The sequence below is a fragment of the Colwellia sp. E2M01 genome (genome assembly GCF_018860585.1).
Taxonomy (GTDB): Bacteria; Pseudomonadota; Gammaproteobacteria; order Enterobacterales; family Alteromonadaceae; genus Colwellia.
On sequence record NZ_JAHKPR010000048.1, the window covers coordinates 88,161 to 106,881 of the forward strand.

General features: G+C 36.9%; 13 protein-coding genes. 5 read left to right on the forward strand and 8 right to left on the reverse strand.

All coding sequences use genetic code 11. The features are described 5' to 3' along the window. Window positions 1-236 precede the first annotated feature (236 nt). Window positions 237-3,323: a glycoside hydrolase family 15 protein gene (locus KO502_RS10715; protein ID WP_216022566.1), complete on the forward strand. Its 3,087-nt coding sequence runs from the start codon at window positions 237-239 to the stop codon at window positions 3,321-3,323. A gap of 85 nt (window positions 3,324-3,408) precedes the next feature. On the opposite strand, the gene hemN is transcribed toward KO502_RS10715, so the two are convergent. From hemN to KO502_RS10735, 4 genes are all read right to left on the reverse strand, one after another. Next, a complete protein-coding gene (gene hemN, locus KO502_RS10720) occupies window positions 3,409-4,779 on the reverse strand; it encodes an oxygen-independent coproporphyrinogen III oxidase (RefSeq protein WP_216022567.1) in 1,371 nt (456 codons plus the stop codon). A gap of 118 nt (window positions 4,780-4,897) precedes the next feature. Next, on the reverse strand, window positions 4,898-5,395 hold the full coding sequence (locus tag KO502_RS10725; RefSeq protein ID WP_216022568.1) for a DUF2489 domain-containing protein: 498 nt from the start codon (window positions 5,393-5,395) through the stop codon (window positions 4,898-4,900). A 15-nt stretch (window positions 5,396-5,410) separates the two neighbouring features. Further along, entirely contained in the window at window positions 5,411-6,028 is a 618-nt protein-coding gene (gene yihI / locus KO502_RS10730; protein ID WP_216022569.1) for a Der GTPase-activating protein YihI, read from the reverse strand. Window positions 6,029-6,162: 134 nt separating this feature from the next. Then, window positions 6,163-6,414, reverse strand: a complete 252-nt coding sequence (locus KO502_RS10735) for a hypothetical protein (protein ID WP_216022570.1) — start codon at window positions 6,412-6,414, stop codon at window positions 6,163-6,165. Window positions 6,415-6,627: 213 nt separating this feature from the next. Between KO502_RS10735 and tesB the strand changes: the two genes are divergently transcribed. Further along, entirely contained in the window at window positions 6,628-7,485 is an 858-nt protein-coding gene (gene tesB / locus KO502_RS10740) for an acyl-CoA thioesterase II (protein WP_216022571.1), read from the forward strand. A gap of 48 nt (window positions 7,486-7,533) precedes the next feature. Here tesB and KO502_RS10745 read toward each other — a convergent pair whose 3' ends face one another. Together KO502_RS10745 and KO502_RS10750 are read right to left on the reverse strand one after the other, a co-directional pair. After that, window positions 7,534-8,793, reverse strand: coding sequence for a mechanosensitive ion channel family protein (locus KO502_RS10745; RefSeq protein ID WP_216022572.1), 1,260 nt, complete (start codon window positions 8,791-8,793; stop codon window positions 7,534-7,536). An 82-nt stretch (window positions 8,794-8,875) separates the two neighbouring features. Continuing rightward, window positions 8,876-9,799 (reverse strand): acyltransferase, encoded by a 924-nt coding sequence (locus KO502_RS10750; protein ID WP_216022573.1) that lies wholly within the window; start codon window positions 9,797-9,799, stop codon window positions 8,876-8,878. 372 nt (window positions 9,800-10,171) lie between these two features. On the opposite strand from KO502_RS10750, the gene proB reads away from it, so the two are divergent. Both proB and KO502_RS10760 read left to right on the forward strand, forming a co-directional pair. After that, window positions 10,172-11,269 (forward strand): glutamate 5-kinase, encoded by a 1,098-nt coding sequence (gene proB, locus KO502_RS10755; RefSeq protein ID WP_216022574.1) that lies wholly within the window; start codon window positions 10,172-10,174, stop codon window positions 11,267-11,269. 59 nt (window positions 11,270-11,328) lie between these two features. Beyond that, window positions 11,329-12,585 (forward strand): glutamate-5-semialdehyde dehydrogenase, encoded by a 1,257-nt coding sequence (locus KO502_RS10760; protein WP_216022575.1) that lies wholly within the window; start codon window positions 11,329-11,331, stop codon window positions 12,583-12,585. A gap of 108 nt (window positions 12,586-12,693) precedes the next feature. Here the strand turns inward: KO502_RS10760 and KO502_RS10765 are convergent, their stop codons facing one another. Continuing rightward, window positions 12,694-13,083, reverse strand: coding sequence for a Fis family transcriptional regulator (locus tag KO502_RS10765; protein WP_216022576.1), 390 nt, complete (start codon window positions 13,081-13,083; stop codon window positions 12,694-12,696). A gap of 193 nt (window positions 13,084-13,276) precedes the next feature. Between KO502_RS10765 and yegD the strand changes: the two genes are divergently transcribed. Further along, window positions 13,277-14,635, forward strand: coding sequence for a molecular chaperone (gene yegD, locus KO502_RS10770; protein WP_216022577.1), 1,359 nt, complete (start codon window positions 13,277-13,279; stop codon window positions 14,633-14,635). 198 nt (window positions 14,636-14,833) lie between these two features. On the opposite strand, the gene KO502_RS10775 is transcribed toward yegD, so the two are convergent. Then, the coding region (locus KO502_RS10775; protein WP_216022578.1) for an Ig-like domain-containing protein at window positions 14,834-18,721 on the reverse strand (3,888 nt) is incomplete at its 5' end.

The following is an 18,721-nucleotide window of genomic DNA, read 5'->3' on the forward strand; positions in this document are numbered from 1 at the left end:
ATAGACAGACCCTAAAAATAAAAATTCACAATACCCCACTCACTCTCATCAGTTATGCAACCAGTAAAGCAATAATTAAAAAAACCTTAAATTTATTACGAATATTCATATATTAATTATTAAATTGATATTGCCAAGATTTACCTTTAGTATTTTAACTCTAAATATTGTTATTTTATACGTTAAGCCCCCCAAAAAAGTTTACGTATTTAATAAAAAACTTGGTAGCTAGTCTTATGGATAAAATTTTACTGCTCGACCGATTATACAACGATATTAACGATATTATTCTTACTCGCCAGCACCCCGTAACTGGGCTATTACCTGCCAGCACAGCTATAACAACTCATGGTGATTATACCGACGCTTGGGTACGCGACAACGTCTATTCTATTATGTGTGTTTGGACCTTAGGCAGTGCCTATAAAAAAGGCGGAGAAAAGGTAAGAAGCGACGAACTTAACCAAGCCACTATTAAGTTAATGCGTGGTTTGCTGCAATCTATGATGCGCCAAGCGCCAAAAGTAGAAACATTTAAACACACGCTTAATGCTATGGATTGTTTGCATGCAAAATACAATACGCAAACAGGTTTAAACGTTGTAGAAGATCACGAGTGGGGACATTTGCAAATAGACGCCACATCGGTTTTTTTACTAATGCTTGCGCAAATGACAGCAACTGGTTTACGCGTTATCAACACCATTGATGAAGTCGATTTTGTACAAAACCTTATTTACTATATCGCTTCAGCATACCGCATCCCCGATTACGGAATTTGGGAGCGCGGCAATAAAATTAATAATGGTAAAACAGAAATCAACGCCAGCTCAGTAGGTATGGCTAAAGCGGCATTACAAGCCTTAGATGAACTTAATCTTTTTGGTGATAACGACAATCCAAGAGCCGTTGTACACACTATTCCTGATGCCATTTCTCGGGCAAGAAACACCTTAACGCATTTATTACCACGAGAATCTATTTCTAAAGAAGTAGACAGTGCTTTATTAAGTATTATTGGCTTTCCTGCTTTTGCAGTAGGCGACACCGCCTTAGCTAATGAAACGCGTAATAAGATATTGTCGGAGTTAGGTGGTAACTACGGCTGTAAACGCTTTTTATGGGATGGACATCAAACCAGCATAGAAGATCACAGCAGAATGTATTATGAACATTCAGAGCTAGCTGACTTTGAACATATTGAATCAGAGTGGCCGCTGTTTCATACCTATCTTTATATTCAAGCATTGTTTGATAAAGACGAAGAACTCGCTAAAAAATATCGCGATCAACTAGAATCTGTCATGGTGGAACAAGATGGTAAATTTTTGTTACCAGAGCTGTACTTTGTTGATAAGCCTGAATTAGAAGGCGAACGAAACAATCCTGGTTCGCAACCACGAAAACCCAATGAAAACATTCCGTTAGTATGGGCGCAAAGCTTATATTTTACCGGCTTAATGCTTGATGAAGGTTTGGTACAAGCTGATGATTTAGACCCTTTACAATTACGTAATCGTTCAACCAAAAATACCGACACACAAATCGCTCTTGTGGTATTAGCGGAAAACGAAAGCGTGAAACTGCAATTAGCAGAGCATGGCGTTATCAGCGAGACCTATAGTGATATCAGCCCTATCAATGTTATTTCTGCTTCCGAGTTAGTCGAGTCATTTAGAAAAGTTGGCGCTAATAAAAGCTTAGCGTTAACTGGCCGACCAAAACGTCGATTTCAAGGTTTAGCAACAGCACAAACTTTTAAAATTAATGATAAACCCTATTTATCATTATCCAACTTACAGTACGATGAAAATAATTATTTAAAATTTGATGCTGAATTGGCCACCGCTGATTTACTGCGAGAATTAAGCTACATAAATAAGAGTTGGATAAACAACGAGGTTGCCGTATTTACGTATTTAGTCACGCAAGATATCTGTGACAGTGTTAATGCCGCGGTGTTATTAAAAGCTATTAAAGAATTACAACTTAGAATTAGCCACACTAATATTGGTTATGCGTCAGCAAGTTTGGCTATTAGAGCCTCTAAAGTGAATAACTTGATGGTGCCTGATTTAACGGTAAAAGGCTTATTTAATACCGAGCAAATGTCTAGCGCACATGCTTATTCTTTTGATTTATTAGCCTTGCCTGATGAAATTCAACTGCAAATTAAAAGTAGCGAAACTGATGATTTAAGTTTTTATCAACAAATTACAACTTGGTTATCCGTTTATACATTAGATTCTGTGTTGACCGAAGACATTAGCGCAGACAATGATAACACGATTAATTTTGCTCAATTGGTCTCGGGCATTTACGCTAGAGCTCAGCATAAACATCATTGGTTAACAGCAAGGCTTTGTTTTTCAATACTTAAATTAGCGCACAAAGATTTAGCTGATGATTTATCATTGGTTTGCGCGCGCCATATAGATATTGTTATAGGCGAAGAAAAACACTTAATACTCACTCACGAAAACTCACTATTAAAACCTAAAGAACTGTTAAAACTGTTAGATGACACTTGTCATCAATTACTTGAACGTACTTTAGTACAAGAGATGCTAGTAACTTTAGGTAATATAGTACGTACCAAAACACTAGTATTTAATGGTTTACGTTCAATAAAAATTAATAATTTATTAGCTTTATGTGCAAAACATGATGAATGTAGTGAAAGTACTTTTGTTGAGTTATCTTTAAAATCACCTTTTGAATTAAACCAAGCAGTGCGCGAAGTACTGACAAGCCAACAACAAGAATTTAATGAAAATGTTAAATTTAATTTTTGTGATCATACTATTAAACATCCGCAGTCTGACTTTACTCAAGCAGTAGACACCGATTGGTTAGAATGGCGTTCTGAAAGGGGCTTGTTTACACGTATTGATGATGATTTACTTGCCGATATTTGGCAAAGCTTGGCACACACTTCACGTATAATTTTTGCCGATGACGATAATGCCGCTGAAGTATTAGACGCTGAAATAACTCGAAGCTCAATGACACCAAGAGAGGAGAGCTTTGCTCGTTGTATTGATGGCTTAGTGCAACATTTACAACCGATTTATTACAAGTCAGCCATATTAGAAACGCTCTTTGCGTTCACTCAACATTGTAAAAACACAGCTGATTTTAAAACCGAGCAAATTATTCTAGGCCAGGTATTATCTGATGCTGCAACCCTGTTTACTGAAACCGAAGGCACTAAAAAAACTGGCGAGACTTGTTTACAAAGCTTTATGACGCAATCCCCACAAGTATTGCAAAAATATATAGGGACTATTTTTCAGCGATTAAGTGTTAGCGAGTTAGCTTAGCCTTAATCCTAATTAACATGGGTAATAGTCGTTATAACATTAAAATCCGCTGCTCTTTTTAAGAGCAGCGGATTTTTTATATTAATTAAATCACTCGAGAGAAGCGTTGTTGGTTAATATGCTTTTTCATGTAAGCGTCAAAACTCATACAAATATTACGAATAAGTAATCTCGCTTTTTGCTCTACCTTAATATACTGCGCATGGTTTTCTACTAAGCCATCATCAATAAAAGTTTCTAACAGCGGTAAATCGTCAACAAAGTAATTATCAAAATTAATATTATATTTATCATTAATCACTTGTTTGTCTACATACAAGTTACACATTAGTTCACGAATAACCTCACCACGAATAATATCGTCGTCAAATAAGGCAACGCCTTTTATTTGTGCATGTTGCTTGTCGGTAATGGCTTGATAATAGGCTTTTAGTTCTTTTATATTTTGGCTAAAACTATCGCCAATAGCGCTGATTGAAGACACGCCTAAACCCAATAAGTCACAACCACCTTTGGTGGTATAACCTTGAAAATTACGGTGTAAAGTACCGTTGCGTTGCGCTTTTGATAATTCATCATTAGGTTTGGCAAAGTGATCCATACCGATAAAGTCATAGCCAAAACCGCACAATGTTTCTATAGCTAGTTTCATCAAAGCAAATTTTTGTTGTGTGCTAGGTAGCCATTCATCACGCAACTTACGCTGTGCGGCAAACAAACTTGGCATGTGGGCATAACTAAATAGAGAGATACGATCAACATCCCATTCATGAGCTTTTAACAGGGTTTTGGCGAAGGTTTCCAGAGTTTGATGCGGTAGACCATAAATTAAGTCAATGTTAATAGAAGTGAACCCTACGGCTTTAGCATGGCTAATAAAATCACCAATAAACTCGGTTGATTGTACTCGGTTAATAGCTTGCTGCACTTTTAAATCAAGATCTTGTACGCCTAGACTTAAACGGTTAAAACCTAATGAATATAAATGTTCGGCTAAATCCATTTCTATTTCACGCGGATCTATTTCGATACTCATTTCTAATTCATCAGAAAAAGTAAATTTTTCTTTTAACAGGTTAACAAGTTTAGTTATTTGTTGGTGTGTTAAAAAACTCGGTGTACCACCACCCCAATGCAATTGCTTAACGGTATAGTCGCTAAATAATGGCGCTTGTAGAGAAATTTCTTCGGCTAAATATTCAAGATAGGTATCGGCTTTGTCGCGATGGCGAGTGATGACTTTATTACAACCACAGTAATAACAAAGGGTATGGCAAAAAGGAATATGCACATAAAGTGATAATTCATGGTTTTTCGAGTTTTGAATCGCTTTAATAAAATCATCATGGGTAAAATTATCATGGAATTCTAACGCGGTAGGATATGAGGTATATCTTGGCCCACTGGCGTTATATTTATTTAATAGCGTTTCATCGAAAAACTGGCTTACTTGCATACTTTATACCCTAGTATTTAATTAACAAGGGTATTATAAGCCGTGATTATTTTCGTAACTTGATCGAGCGCAATAACAGTACTATTAACGATGTAATCACAAGCTTGTAAAGGCTATTTTAAGCTTGGCTTGGCGTTAACTTAACGAGTTGCTCTGTGGTGAATTGATGTAGTGCTTTTAAATCTGTCACTACACCATCATGCATTTTGTCTAAGGCGACCATGCGTTGATAGTCTTCTCGCATACGCTCTTTTTTGGTCAGCTCTTTACGTGCATCAAGAATGGCAAGATCTTTAATTGCTTCATACAAACCATAAATGTTCGGAAACTTAGCTGATAACTCTGACATGGTTTTTAGTGAAGATAATAAAACCGATAAGCGCCAACAGCCCTCATCAAATTCACATTGCTCTTGCTGCATTGCACGAGTAATGAGTAAAACACTGTCTAATATTTTTTTATCATGTTTATTTAATGCTACTTGTTGGTCTTGCTCAGCTTTAAGTTGTCGCGCTTTTTGCTGTGCAACTTGTTGCAGTAATCGACCGGCATAAAACGCTAATGCAAGTACAATACAAACACCTAGCAATAAAAGATAAAACCAATATTCACTCATTAATCACTACTCTTGTTATTTAGATGAATCGTCAAAGTCTGAAAAATTTGGGCGATCTAATTTGTCCCATAATTCATCTTCACTGTCATTATCAACCGCTTCATCGTCACTTTCTTCACTGTCATCATATTCATCAAGCCCAAGTTCAGCTGACAAAGCTTGATGGCGATCCATCATGTCATTGTAGTAGTTAACTTCTTCTTCAGTTAAAGCGATATCATCTTCTTGCTTCGCTAAAATAGCCTGTAACTGTGCATCATCTTCAATGGCGTTTAATTCATCTTCAGGAGAAAGTCTCGCGGCTTGTTGTACTAGCTCTGCGTCCTCATTTTCAACAAAACGCACTCTTGCCATTGGCGCAAGTTTATCGTCGTTAGGTTTTACTTTCGCTTCTTTTGATTTGTCTTTAGCCACTAAAACAATCGGGGTTTTATTGCCTAAACGCGGATCTTTTTTAACGCCTTTTTGATTAGCATCATTTTGCTTTTGTGTTGCTTCTTTTTGACGATTACCCGCTACTTTACCCGTAGTTTTGCGGATACGCTTTTCAACATTAGCTAATTCTTGCTTACTTAATTTAGGTTTAGCGGTTGGTGCTCCACCTGGTTTTCTTGATTTTTTTGAACGTGACATAGGTACACTTGCTGTTTAACAAATAATGTAGGCTATTTTACGTTATTAAAACTTGAAAAGCCTTAAAAAGCAGAAAAAAGACACAAAAAAAGCGTCAACGGACGCTTTTAATTGCTTACTAATACAATGCTAACTTAAAGACGGATATGAATACTTGGTTGAGTATCGACTTCACCTTCTTTAGAAATAACGGCAACATTATCATTACATCGTAATATGGCTAAATGCGTTTCATCTACATCTCTGATCCAATTAAGATCATAACCAAGTCTAAGTAAACTATTAGCGGCAAATTTTTGTGCTAAAGTTAATTCTTCCCAAAGTTCATTTGTATCTATTTTTTTGTCTTCCCGACGCTCAAGAAGCTGCTCTCTTGCTTTATCCATTATTATCCCCTCTACCCCAATCTTATTTTTCTATTATTTTTATTCAATTGTGCTGTTATTATTTTATTATTTTATTATTTTATTATTTTATTATTAAACATTTATTGTCGAATAAAATTTAACCTACTTTGCATGTGACATCAATAAACATTACACTTACCACCTTGAGTTAAGTGGCGTACGTCAGAGATTTTTTGATATTTAAGGTAAAAAATGACACGTGTATTAAATGAGTTATCAGCACTTTTAAAATTAGAAACCATTGAAGAAGGTATTTATCGCGGCCAAAGCCAAGATTTAGGCTTTAAAGCATTGTTTGGTGGGCAGGTAATGGGGCAAGCACTTTCAGCTGCACAAGAAACCATTCCTAATGATCGCTTTGTGCACTCATTACATTCTTATTTTTTACGTCCTGGCGATGCCAGTTTACCCGTGGTTTATGAAGTAGAAGTAATGCGTAATGGTGCAAGTTTTAGTACTCGTAGAGTACAAGCAATACAAAAAGGTAAAACTATTTTTTATATGACCGCATCTTTTCAGGTATCGGAAGTGGGGTTTGACCATCAAGACCCTATGCCAGAAGTAACTCCCCCTGAAGAGCTTCCGTCGTTCAGTGACTATATACATGCCAACCAAAAATATATTCCAGAAGCGTTACGTGAAAAATTCCTGGCTGAAAAGCCCATCGATATGCGTCCTGTGCAGCAATATAATTGGTTACAACCTAAAGCAACTGAATCTGCCAGCCAAATGTGGATTAAAACCAATGGTGAGCTACCTGATGATATAGCTTTACACACCAATCTACTTGCTTACACCTCTGACTTTCACTTCTTACCAACCGCTTTATTACCGCATGGTGCAAGCCATTGGCTTCCAAATTTTCAAATTGCGACAATAGACCATGCCATGTGGTTTCATCGTCCATTTCGTTTTGATGATTGGTTGCTTTACTGTATGGATAGCCCTTCTGCCAGCAATGGCAGAGGCTTAGTTAAAGGAAAAATATATAATCGTCAAGGGCAGTTAGTCGCCTCAACCATGCAAGAAGGTGTGATCAGACAACGCTAGTTGCATTGTTTGTGTTTTCACTTAAATAATAGGCTATTGAGCAAGTGTTTATTGATTAAACTTTTGCTGCCAATCATAACCACTTGGGTGTTGAAAAACACGCAGTTCAAATTGCGGTGCAATAGCAAAAAGGTGATCAAATATATCCGCTTGAATAGCTTCGTAATCAAGCCAATTAGTAGTATTAGCAAAACAATAAATTTCTAACGGCAAACCTGATTCTGTTGCCGAAAGCTGTCTAACCATGCAAGTTAAGTCATCGCGAATATTAGCGTTTTGTTGTAAATATGCGGTTATATAGGCGCGAAATGTTCCGATATTGGTTAGTTGTCTTTTATTAATTTTATTCAGTGTTATGGCATTTTCATCTGCTGATTGCCCTTCTTCATCGTGCCCAAGCTCTTCTTTTTTCTTTTTCAAGTAACCATTTAGCAGGTGCGCGTTAGTAAGCTGACTAATTTTATTGGCACTGTAAAAATCAATCGTTGCCATATCTATGATGATGGTACGCTTGATACGGCGAGCACCTACTTGATACATATTACGCCAGTTTTTAAATGAATCACTGATCAATGCATAAGTTGGTACTGTCGTAATGGTTTTGTCAAAATTTTCAATTTTTACGGTGCTTAAACCTATTTCTAATACATCACCATCGGCGCCATATTTAGGCAACTCAACCCAGTCGCCAGTAACGACCATTCTATTTGCTGATATTTGAATACTAGCCACCAAACCTTTAATAGTATCTTGAAACACTAACAACAATACTGCTGTTAATGCCCCTAAACCACTGAGTAAATATACTGGTGAGCGATCGATAATTAGTGAGATAATAACAATGGCGGCAACTAAATATAACGCTAATTTAATGATTTGAATAATAGCGTTTAAGGGTAAAAACCGTTGTTTCGCACCTTCTCTATAAATACTTCGGCTAACATTTAATAACGCACTGATACTACGAGTTATTTGAAAAGTGAGTAATATTTTAGCCATCAGTATTAACGAAATATTCGCTAAACTTTCAGGGGGTAACACTAAAGGTGATAAAAATAGAATAAAAAGCAGCGGTACGAGTAACGTCATTCGAGTTAATACGCCATGCTCTATTAACGCATCATCCCATTGATTTTTACTGTGAACAATCAGTCTGTGAACTAAGGTAAGTATTTGATATTTAGCTAGGTAGTAACTTAACACTGCTACTAGCAGCACAAAAGAAATACCTACAGAAATAGTACTAGTCGCGAGGTACTTATTACTTAAACCTTGCTCGCTTAACCAAGTACTGATCAACTCATTCATAGATGACTCCTGTCATTTTGATAGTAACTTCGTTATTTAACGCGTCACTGTAGGCTATAGATTTTTATCACGGCTTGCTTTATTAGCTTGTTTTATTTACTTGATCTTGAACGATATATTGTTGCTTTATTTCCTCAAGCCTTGCGTCTTTATTGTGCCAAAACTGTGTTACCCACTTTTGAAAAGCAACTTTATCACCGCGATCTGAAAAGTTAATATGACTAAGCTCACTGGCAATATCAAACGTTTTAATATCTATATGTACGCGATCTACTTTTCCTGAAACAAAATCACCAAAACTTGGAATGCCATCAGGATAAAAAATTGTTACATCAACAATTTTTGATAAATTTTCGCCCATCGCGTCTAAAACAAAAGAAATACCGCCTGTTTTTGGCTTTAATAAATGTTGAAATGGCGATTGCTGTTTATCATGTTTTGCTTGAGTAAAGCGTGTGCCTTCAATGAAGTTCATCACACTTACCGGCGTATACTTAAACTTAGCGCAAGCAATACGTGTGGTTTCTAAATCTTTACCACGTAAATGTGGGTTTTTCTTTAAAAACGCTTGGCTGTAACGTTTCATAAAAGGGAAGTCTAACGCCCACCAAGCTAAGCCCAGTAAAGGAACATAGATCAACTCTCTTTTTAAGAAGAATTTTAAAAAAGGAATGTTACCGTGCAATGCACGTTGTAAAACAACAATATCAACCCAGCTTTGATGATTAGCAATCACTAAATACCAGTCTTTTAATTGCAGTTTTTCTAAGCCGGTAATAACAATATCTGTTTTAGTAAATATTTTTTGCACAACACTGTTTGTTGCTACCCAATTACTCGCCATTAAGTTAAGTAAATAACTAAAAGTTTTTTGAGAAAAATCTAATGGGATTAATGCTTTACACAATGAAAAAACTAAAATAGGAATAAGCCAAAATACAGTGTTGAGAGTATAAATAAAGAAACAAATAAAAAGGGTCAATTTGGCAGGTAAGAAATTTAGCATAGCTTAATATTAACTAATAATAGATGAGTGACGCGAATATCGCCATTTAACCACGATTTCACTCATAATTAAATTTTTTTATTATAACTTAGATTACTGTCACATTACTGTTATACAAATAAGGCGTGGAATCATTTATATTTACTCAATAATTTATTTTTGCATAAAAAGTGATCACTTTTATTTTTATAACAACATAATAAAGACAATTTTAAATAGGTAACATATTAAAACACTTGTTTACTTGCATATACTTGATAAGACGATTAAAAATAGATGTTAAGCCTCTAATTTTTTTGGTGAATTTCTTTACCAATTGAATTTCAGCCCTTTTTAGGGCATACTTGGGACAGTATAACAATAGGAGAACAGATGGACTTTAACAGAGCTGTAATCAAAGTAGGTAGTGCTTTAGTGGCACCAACAAGCGATGGTTGTAGCGGCCAATATATATTAGCAATCGCACAATTCATAACCAAATGCCAACAACAAGGTAAAGAAATTATTTTAGTTTCTTCCGGTGGTGTTGCCGCAGGTAGAACAGTTATTCAACATGGTTCACCTGAACTTTCCCTCCCAGTTAAAAAAGCTATGTCCAGTGTTGGGCAAATGCAAATGATGGCAAACTGGCAACGGTTTTTCGATATTCCTTGTAGCCAAATTCTCATCACGCAAAATGATTTAGCTGATCGTGAACGCTTTATCAGCATTCAAGAAACTATCAAGATCCAATTAGCCAATGGCGTGTTACCTATCGTTAATGAAAATGATACGGTTACCACCAAAGCGCTTTCTATCGGCGATAATGACAACTTAGCCGCTTTAGTAGCGCAAGCTTGTGAGGCTGACAGCTTATTTATTTTAAGTGATATTGATGGCGTATTTACGAAAGACCCAAATATTAATGATGACGCAGTATTAATACCTAATATTGATAAAATCACTGATGAAATATACGCCATGGCTGGCACTAGCCGTAACCCGCAAGCAACGGGTGGTATGAAGACAAAAATTGAAGCGGCAGAAAAAGCCACTGAACACGGTATCAATACCTACATTGTCAACGGCACTAAAAGTGAAGTATTTAGCTCGTTAATAGAGCAAGTAAATCCCGGAACTCGCTTTGCTGCAGATAAAGAAATTATTTCAGCTAAAAAACACTGGGTAAAACATACGCTGAAAAGTCGCGGTAAAATTAAGCTAGATCCTGGCGCAGTAAATGCCATTGTAAATCAAGGTGCTTCTTTATTACCTGCCGGTATAAAGTCAGTAACCAACCGCTTTAAAGCGGGTGACGCTATCGATTTAGTTGATGCTCAAACCAATAAAATTATTGGTAAAGGTATCACCTTATATAGCCACTATGATTTAAAAAGAATTATGGGTAAACACAGTAACGATATCATCACAACGCTAGGGCATGACTATGGCGATGTTGTTGTACATCGAGATGACATGGTTATTTTATAAAGCGCTTAACAGCACAATAAAGCACTTAATATCTAAAAAATTTAAAAAAGAGTATCCAGATGACAGATTTTAATATGGCCACAATGGCTAGCAATGCTAAAAAAGCAAGTAGAACAGCAGCACAACTTAATAGCAGCGAAAAAAATACGCTGTTAAATGCAATTGCCGATGCAGTTGAAGAAAATAGTGCTGCAATTATTTTAGAAAATGACAAAGACATTACCGCAGGTCGAGAAAAAGGCCTTTCAGAAGCCATGTTACAACGTTTGGTATTAGACGAAAAAGGCATCAAAGATATTGCCTCGGCTATTCGTGAAATTGTCGCGTTAACTGATCCAATTGGCGATGTTGATAAATTATCACTTCGTCCAAATGGTATACAAGTAGGTAAAATGCGTATTCCTCTTGGCGTTATTGCGATGATTTACGAGGCTCGCCCTAACGTTACAGCAGAAGCAGCGGCTTTATGTATTAAATCAGGTAATGCAGTAATTTTACGTGGTGGCTCAGAAGCGATTCATTCTAACTTAGCCATTGCTCAATGTTTACATGCAGTACTAGCCGCGCATGATGTTGATCCAAACATTGTCAGTGTTATTCCTGACACTAGTCGTGGTGTTATTGAAGACTTACTACAGCAAAATGAGACCATTGACTTAGTTATCCCTCGTGGTGGTGAAGGGCTTATTCGTTATGTAACTGAAAACAGCCGTATTCCTGTTATTCAACATTACAAAGGTGTTTGTCACTTATACATTGATAAAGATGCAGATTTAAATAAAGCAGTAAATATTTTGGTAAATGGCAAAACCCAAAAGCCGAGTGCCTGTAATGCCTTTGAAACTGTTTTAGTTCACGGTGAAATTAGTGGTGAGTTTTTACCACTTGCCGCTAAAGCATTAAAAGAAGCAGCACAAGTAAAAGTACACGCTTGTAAAAACAGTATTGGTTACTTTGCTAATGCAGAATTAGCAACTGACGAAGATTATCATGCAGAATATTTAGCACAAGAAATTGCTGTGAAAGTAGTAAACACATACGATGAAGCGGTAAGTCATATCAATGAATACACCTCAGATCATACTGAAGTAATTATTACTCAAGATATTTCACGCGGTCATCAATTTGTTCGCCAAATTAACTCTTCTGTTGTAATGATTAATGCTTCATCACGCTTTTCTGATGGTAACCAATTAGGCTTGGGCTCTGAAATTGGTATTTCAACCAGTAAGTTACATGCCTACGGCCCAATGGGTTTAGAAGCGTTAACAACCGAGAAATTTGTAGTGTTTGGTGACGGACAAGTTCGCGTATAAACACAATGGTTCACTTAAATTAGTTAGTTGTTGCTAAATATAAAGTGAACAACATGAAGTTATTATTAAGCCTAAGATGATAATCATCTTAGGTTTTTTTATGGGTGATTAATGCATACGTTTAGCATTAGGTTTTTGCTTAACCGTATTGAGCGCTAAGCGCGTATCCCACTCTCCGCGGTGATGTTTATCACACGCTTCTTCACTGTCAAAACGTACCGCATTTTTAATGCTTTTAACAACAACGCCCACTTTTAATAATTGCTTTTGAATATTGTTACGTAAAAAATCATCTTGTTGCTGCACCGTCATCGCATCAATATCAGCTTCGCTTGTAAAGACACAAGTAACCACTAAACTCGCAGGAAAATTAGTGTAATTGGCTCTATGGGTTAACCACACAAAGCCAGGAACTTCATGTAAAGAAGATTCACAAGCAATGGTCAGCGCTTTACAAATGTTGTTATCAATTTTCTGATTAGTTTTCGTTAATTTCATTATTTACCTAATACTTAATACCTAAAGCGATGAGCTTATTTCAATTGTTAATATTTTAGCTGCCTAAAAAAATGAACACAACAAAGCCTTTATGACATAAGTTCATAACATTAAAAACATTGGTTAAAGCTTGAGGTTTTAACTGTAACTTTGTATGCTACGCGACCTTTTTCCGCAGCTAGAAAGCAGATATATGATAGGTTTCGATTACGGTACATCAAATTGTGGTGTTGCCACTATGCGCAACGACCAACCTCAAATTATCCAACTGTTAGGTGATGAGTCATACATTGCCTCAAACCTATATGCGCCAAGCAGAGATGTGATTGCCAATTGGCTATCATCACAATTAAGTGAGGGCGAGCGTCTTAATTATACCGCCAGCCGCAAAAACCAATTGTTAAAGGGACAAGCTGCACTTCGCGAACTTAAATATGATGGTATTTCTAGCGAATTACTCTTCGGTAAAGCGGCTTTAGCACAATATCTTGACGATCCAGAAGAAGGTTACTACATCAAATCACCTAAATCTTTTTTAGGGGCAAGTGGCTTAGCACCAACGCAAATTCAATTTTTTGAAGACATTGTTGCTAGCATGATGAGTAATGTTAAAACCCTTACCGAGCAAGCCCTACAAAAAGAAGTTACGCAAACGGTTATTGGCAGACCTATTAACTTTCAAGGATTACACGGCGAAGAAAGTAATCAACAAGCGATTTCGGTATTAACCAATGCAGCTAAACGCGTTGGCTTTAAAGACGTTGAATTTCAATTTGAGCCGGTTGCTGCAGGTTTTGAATTTGAAGCATCGTTAACACAAGAAACACGGGTATTAGTAGTAGATATAGGTGGCGGTACCAGCGATTGCTCAATGATATTAATGAATCCTGCTTTTACTAATATTGATGACCGAAGCGATCATTTGCTTGCCCATACTGGGGTTCGAGTTGCCGGTAACGATTTTGATATTCAATTAGCCTTACAAGGCATAATGCCTAGCTTAGGTATGAACAGCTTATTAAAAACGGGCAAACCGATGCCAACTAGCAGTTTTTATCAAGCATTAGCCATTAACAATATTAATGAACAAACAGCCTTTTACAGTGCACAGAACAGACGAGATCTTATTCAACTTTCTCGTGATGCCCAAGAAACTGCCATTATTGAACGTTTAATTACCGTACATGATCACAAGTTAAGCTATCAATTAGTCAATGCAGCTGAACAAGCGAAAATAGCTTTGTCAGAGCAAAATAAGCAGAGTATAGACTTAAACGATGTTGACGATGGATTAACTGTAGAAGTAACAACAGACACGTTAAAAACCGCGAATAAGCGTACCTTAGAAAGTATTGCCAATATAATGCAACTAGCGGTTGAACAAGCAGACTGTCTGCCCGATGTGATTTTTGTGACTGGCGGTACCGCAAAGTCACCGGTAATAAGTAAGTTTATTCAACAGCAAATGCCGAATATCCCTATTGTTGTCGGTGATCACTTTGGTAGTGTTACTGCAGGTTTAGCGCGCTGGGCTGAGAAAATTTTTAAATAACTTTAACTTTCGAAAATGCTTACGATAGCTATTTAAAATTTAAGTGATAAACTTTATTCTGCCGTATAGTGTATCTCGAACTGAGATTAAATAGTATTTACGATTGCAGTCAATTAAAGACAAAAATTTACACTAATAACTGTTCCTTTGTAACAGTATCAGTGTAAATTTATTGCAAATATTACGTAAAGATATTATCTAAAATTGATAAGCCAAGCCTAAGTAAGCAATATCAATATCGTTAATATCAAGTGTATAACGTTTTATACCTAAATTTACACTCCAAATATTATTGATTTGATAACCTCCTTCAATACCAAAAAACACATCAACGCCATCTTGCTTGTTTTTAAGGTTTTGATTATCAAAATTACTGTCTACCTTACTATCCCACATCATCACGCCTAATAACCCTGAAACTGTAAAAGCATCTTTTTTGAAGAAGTGGTAGCGAGTATCAAGCGTTACACCTTGGGCAAAAATAGGGGCAACATCTGACACGCTCTGGTGATAATCATTTTCATCAAGAGTATCACCGGTTATTGTTACAGAGCCTTTTCCCATATCAATATAGCTTAGAGTAATACTCCAATCTTCAGTGAGATGCGCACCTATACCAACAGACCAGTTTGTTGCACTATCATCAACCTCAGTAACTAAGCCTGTTGCTACTTGATCAGAAAGGTTATTTGTTTGCACTTTACCTTTGCCAACTTCAGCTTTAACAAATAATGGCATCTCTTTAAATTCAGTTGCATTGGTGCTCATACTTACACCAGCACTTAAACCTGCTAAGGCCAATACGGCAACTGATTTTGCAGCCACTTTTTGTTTAGACATTTTACTCTCAACAGTATTACCTAAACGCGATGTATTTCTACGACGAATAAATAACATGGTACTTCCTATTAATAATATATACAGCCCGATACTACCGCCACTAGATTTATTAGTAATGGTAATAGTTTCATAGGCATTAATGGTAATAACAACTTGTCCTTCATCTATACCGCCATTGTTATCGCTAATTTCATAGGTAATAATGTCATTACCTTCAAAGCCTGCAAGCGGCGTATATGCCAGCGTGTTATTATTAATAACAACACTACCTTGCTCTGCACTTGCACCGATAAGTGTTAGCACATCGTTATCTACATCGGTATCATTGGCTAATGCATCAATAGTTATTGCTGATCTATCGTTAGTACTTGCACTATCGCTATTAGCAACCGGTGCTGTATTTTCGATAACATTAACTAACACTTTGCCATAACCAGTACCGTGGCCATCACTAACACCATAGCTTATAGTCGCCAAGCCAAAGAAGTTATCATCAGGCTGGTACTCTAATGTTTGATCAACAATGGTTACCGTTCCAAAGTCAACATTGGCACTGATAATCGTTAAGTCATCACCATCGTTATCTGTATCATTAGCAAGTACGTCAATAATTACCATTTTGTTTTGCGTGGTTGTAACTTGATCGTCTTCAATTTCAGGTAAAGTGTTTGCATTATTCCATGTTGCTACGCCGCCTGGGTCAACAATTTGATTGTTAGCAATACCATCGGCATCATTAGATCCACCATCTTCAATAGTTAACTGCACACACCAATAACCTTCGGTTAAACCTTTAGTCCAAACATTGGCATTAGGCGCAGGACAATATCCCACAGTACCAGGAGCTGATGAATAGTAGTTGTTATTATCAATCTCAAAATTCACCCAAATATTATCTGCTGTTAATTTACGGTAAACCGCATTAGCAGGAATAGGTAAACGTTGTGGCAATACTATACTCACACTTTGCCCCGCTACAGGTATGTCACTAATAATAAAGTCAAATAATCCACCAATATTACTAGCTTCCTCATCCTGAACAACCTCTTCTATGCTCATTAATATAGAGCCTGAAGCATTATTAGTAGTGTGAATACCTCGACGTATACATATAGCAGGCTCAGCTTCAATAAGGTTGATATTTTGCATAATAATTTCTGAAGGTTGAACATTACAACGAATGTTATTGTTGTCTAAATGATCAGCAATATCATCACCATCACTATCACTATGACCTTCAATATTATCTGGTATTAAATCACCATCACTATCAAGGTCGGTAAGTGTTGGTAACGCCTCTACAACATTAATATAAGCAAATGCTTTAGCATTTAATGATGTAGCTCCATTTTCCGTTGCTGTTAACGATAGCGTATATTGCCCTGTCATCAAATTAGTAGGATCAAAGGTGAAGGTCGTTTCATCGTTATCAATATCAACAAGCTCTCCATTCATACTTTCCCAAGTATAAGTGTGGGTATCGCTAGCGTTAGCATCAAATACATTACTTGAGACAACAACCGCACCTAAGTCTTTACCAACTAAGGTGCGTTTTTCACTATCTTGCGATACAGTAATATTAGCTAACGGCGCTATGTTATTTTCAGTAATGGTTAGTGTAAACACTGATTTAGCGCCTAAGTTCATTGCACTATCAAGAGCAATATTCAGCGTTTCATCCATTTCTTCTATGCTGTCGTTGTAGGTATCGAATTCAATATAACCAATTAAACCAGAATCAATAACTACTTCACCAGCTAACAAGTTATGGTCATCACTATCTGCATCACCACTAATGGTATAAGGTATCGTTACTGGATAGCTTGGTGATTTACCATTTAGATGAACCGCCACTTTATAATGGCTGCCTTCACTACCTTGTTTATCTTTAGCAATACTAATAAGTGGTTTAACAGCAACGCGCTGCGTAACAATGCGTTTAAAGCCATCACTATCTTGTGCTTGCCAATACACCAAGTGATTACCTGGTGTAAATTGGCTAATACCATCAACCAGTGAAACCGGTACTGACTTACCTTTACTATTCAATGCTGTAGCAATACCTAGATTAACCTTAGTATATAATGCTGTAGCATTAACATTTATATCTGCCGGAAGCGTAACAACAGGTAACAATTCATCAGCTGCATCAGAAAAACGCAAGGTTACTGTTGCTTCACTATTACCATTATCATCACTACTGTGCCTGTCATTAATAGCATATTGCAGTTCAATATCGCCTTCGATAACACCTTGAACTTGGAATATTAGCTGTCCATTTTCAATAGTCGTTTCACCGATAGAGCTACTGGCATTAGTAATGGTTAATACATCTTCATCAACATCAATGTCATTACTCAAAACATTAAGAACATAACGGCCATCTTCTCTGTAGTTCAATACAATTACGTCATCTTCTGCAATTGGTGCATCGTTTATCGGAGTAATAGTCAACGCAACGATTGCTGGCTCAGAGTTAGTATCAGGATCCGTTGTTATATAGGTAAAACTGTCGGTTCCGTTATAGTTTTCTGCTGGTGTATAAGTCCATGTATCATCCGTAGATTGTACTAAAGAACCGTGTTCAGGGTTGGTGACAATGCTGTATATCAGTTCATCACCATCAGAATCTTCAGCACGAAGCGTAACAGTTACTTGGCTGTCTTCTTCCAACTCATAGGTTTGTGCTTCAGCAACAGGCGCTTCATTTGTGTTAGTAACATTAATGGTAAAGGCTGGTAAGCTTGCACTTGCGCCATCTTTATCACTAACACTCAGAATTATACCTGTATAATCGCCCGCATCGGCTCTGGATGGTGTACCGGTTAAGGCACCTGTTGTAGTGCTAAACTCTGCCCAACTCGGTTTGTTGGTAATACTAAAGGTTTCAGTATCGTCGGCATCGACATCAACTACTGTTGGAACAAAACTATAACTAACATCCTCTGCAACAGTTAATGTTGGTGAGCCTGAAATCACTGGCGTATCATTTGTATTAGAGACGGTAATATTGAATGCTGCGAGGCTATCGGTTGCTGACGCAGTATCTGCAACCGTAATAACAATACCTGTTGTGGTTCCAAGATCATCTTGCGTTGGTGTTCCTGTTAAGGCACCTGTTGCGGTATTAAAGACAGCCCAACTCGGCTTATTGATAATACTAAAAGTGGTTGTATCACCTACATCATTATCACTTACCGTAGGGGTAAAACTGTACGCCGCATCTTCTGCAACGCTTAACGTTGG

What these genes read in the sequence shown, in the direction of transcription:
- KO502_RS10715 (WP_216022566.1), top strand. Translation starts at nt 237, where the DNA reads ATGGATAAAATTTTACTGCTCGACCGATTATACAACGATATTAACGAT.
- hemN (WP_216022567.1), bottom strand. Translation starts at nt 4,779, where the DNA reads ATGCAAGTAAGCCAGTTTTTCGATGAAACGCTATTAAATAAATATAAC.
- KO502_RS10725 (WP_216022568.1), bottom strand. Translation starts at nt 5,395, where the DNA reads ATGAGTGAATATTGGTTTTATCTTTTATTGCTAGGTGTTTGTATTGTA.
- yihI (WP_216022569.1), bottom strand. Translation starts at nt 6,028, where the DNA reads ATGTCACGTTCAAAAAAATCAAGAAAACCAGGTGGAGCACCAACCGCT.
- KO502_RS10735 (WP_216022570.1), bottom strand. Translation starts at nt 6,414, where the DNA reads ATGGATAAAGCAAGAGAGCAGCTTCTTGAGCGTCGGGAAGACAAAAAA.
- tesB (WP_216022571.1), top strand. Translation starts at nt 6,628, where the DNA reads ATGACACGTGTATTAAATGAGTTATCAGCACTTTTAAAATTAGAAACC.
- KO502_RS10745 (WP_216022572.1), bottom strand. Translation starts at nt 8,793, where the DNA reads ATGAATGAGTTGATCAGTACTTGGTTAAGCGAGCAAGGTTTAAGTAAT.
- KO502_RS10750 (WP_216022573.1), bottom strand. Translation starts at nt 9,799, where the DNA reads ATGCTAAATTTCTTACCTGCCAAATTGACCCTTTTTATTTGTTTCTTT.
- proB (WP_216022574.1), top strand. Translation starts at nt 10,172, where the DNA reads ATGGACTTTAACAGAGCTGTAATCAAAGTAGGTAGTGCTTTAGTGGCA.
- KO502_RS10760 (WP_216022575.1), top strand. Translation starts at nt 11,329, where the DNA reads ATGACAGATTTTAATATGGCCACAATGGCTAGCAATGCTAAAAAAGCA.
- KO502_RS10765 (WP_216022576.1), bottom strand. Translation starts at nt 13,083, where the DNA reads ATGAAATTAACGAAAACTAATCAGAAAATTGATAACAACATTTGTAAA.
- yegD (WP_216022577.1), top strand. Translation starts at nt 13,277, where the DNA reads ATGATAGGTTTCGATTACGGTACATCAAATTGTGGTGTTGCCACTATG.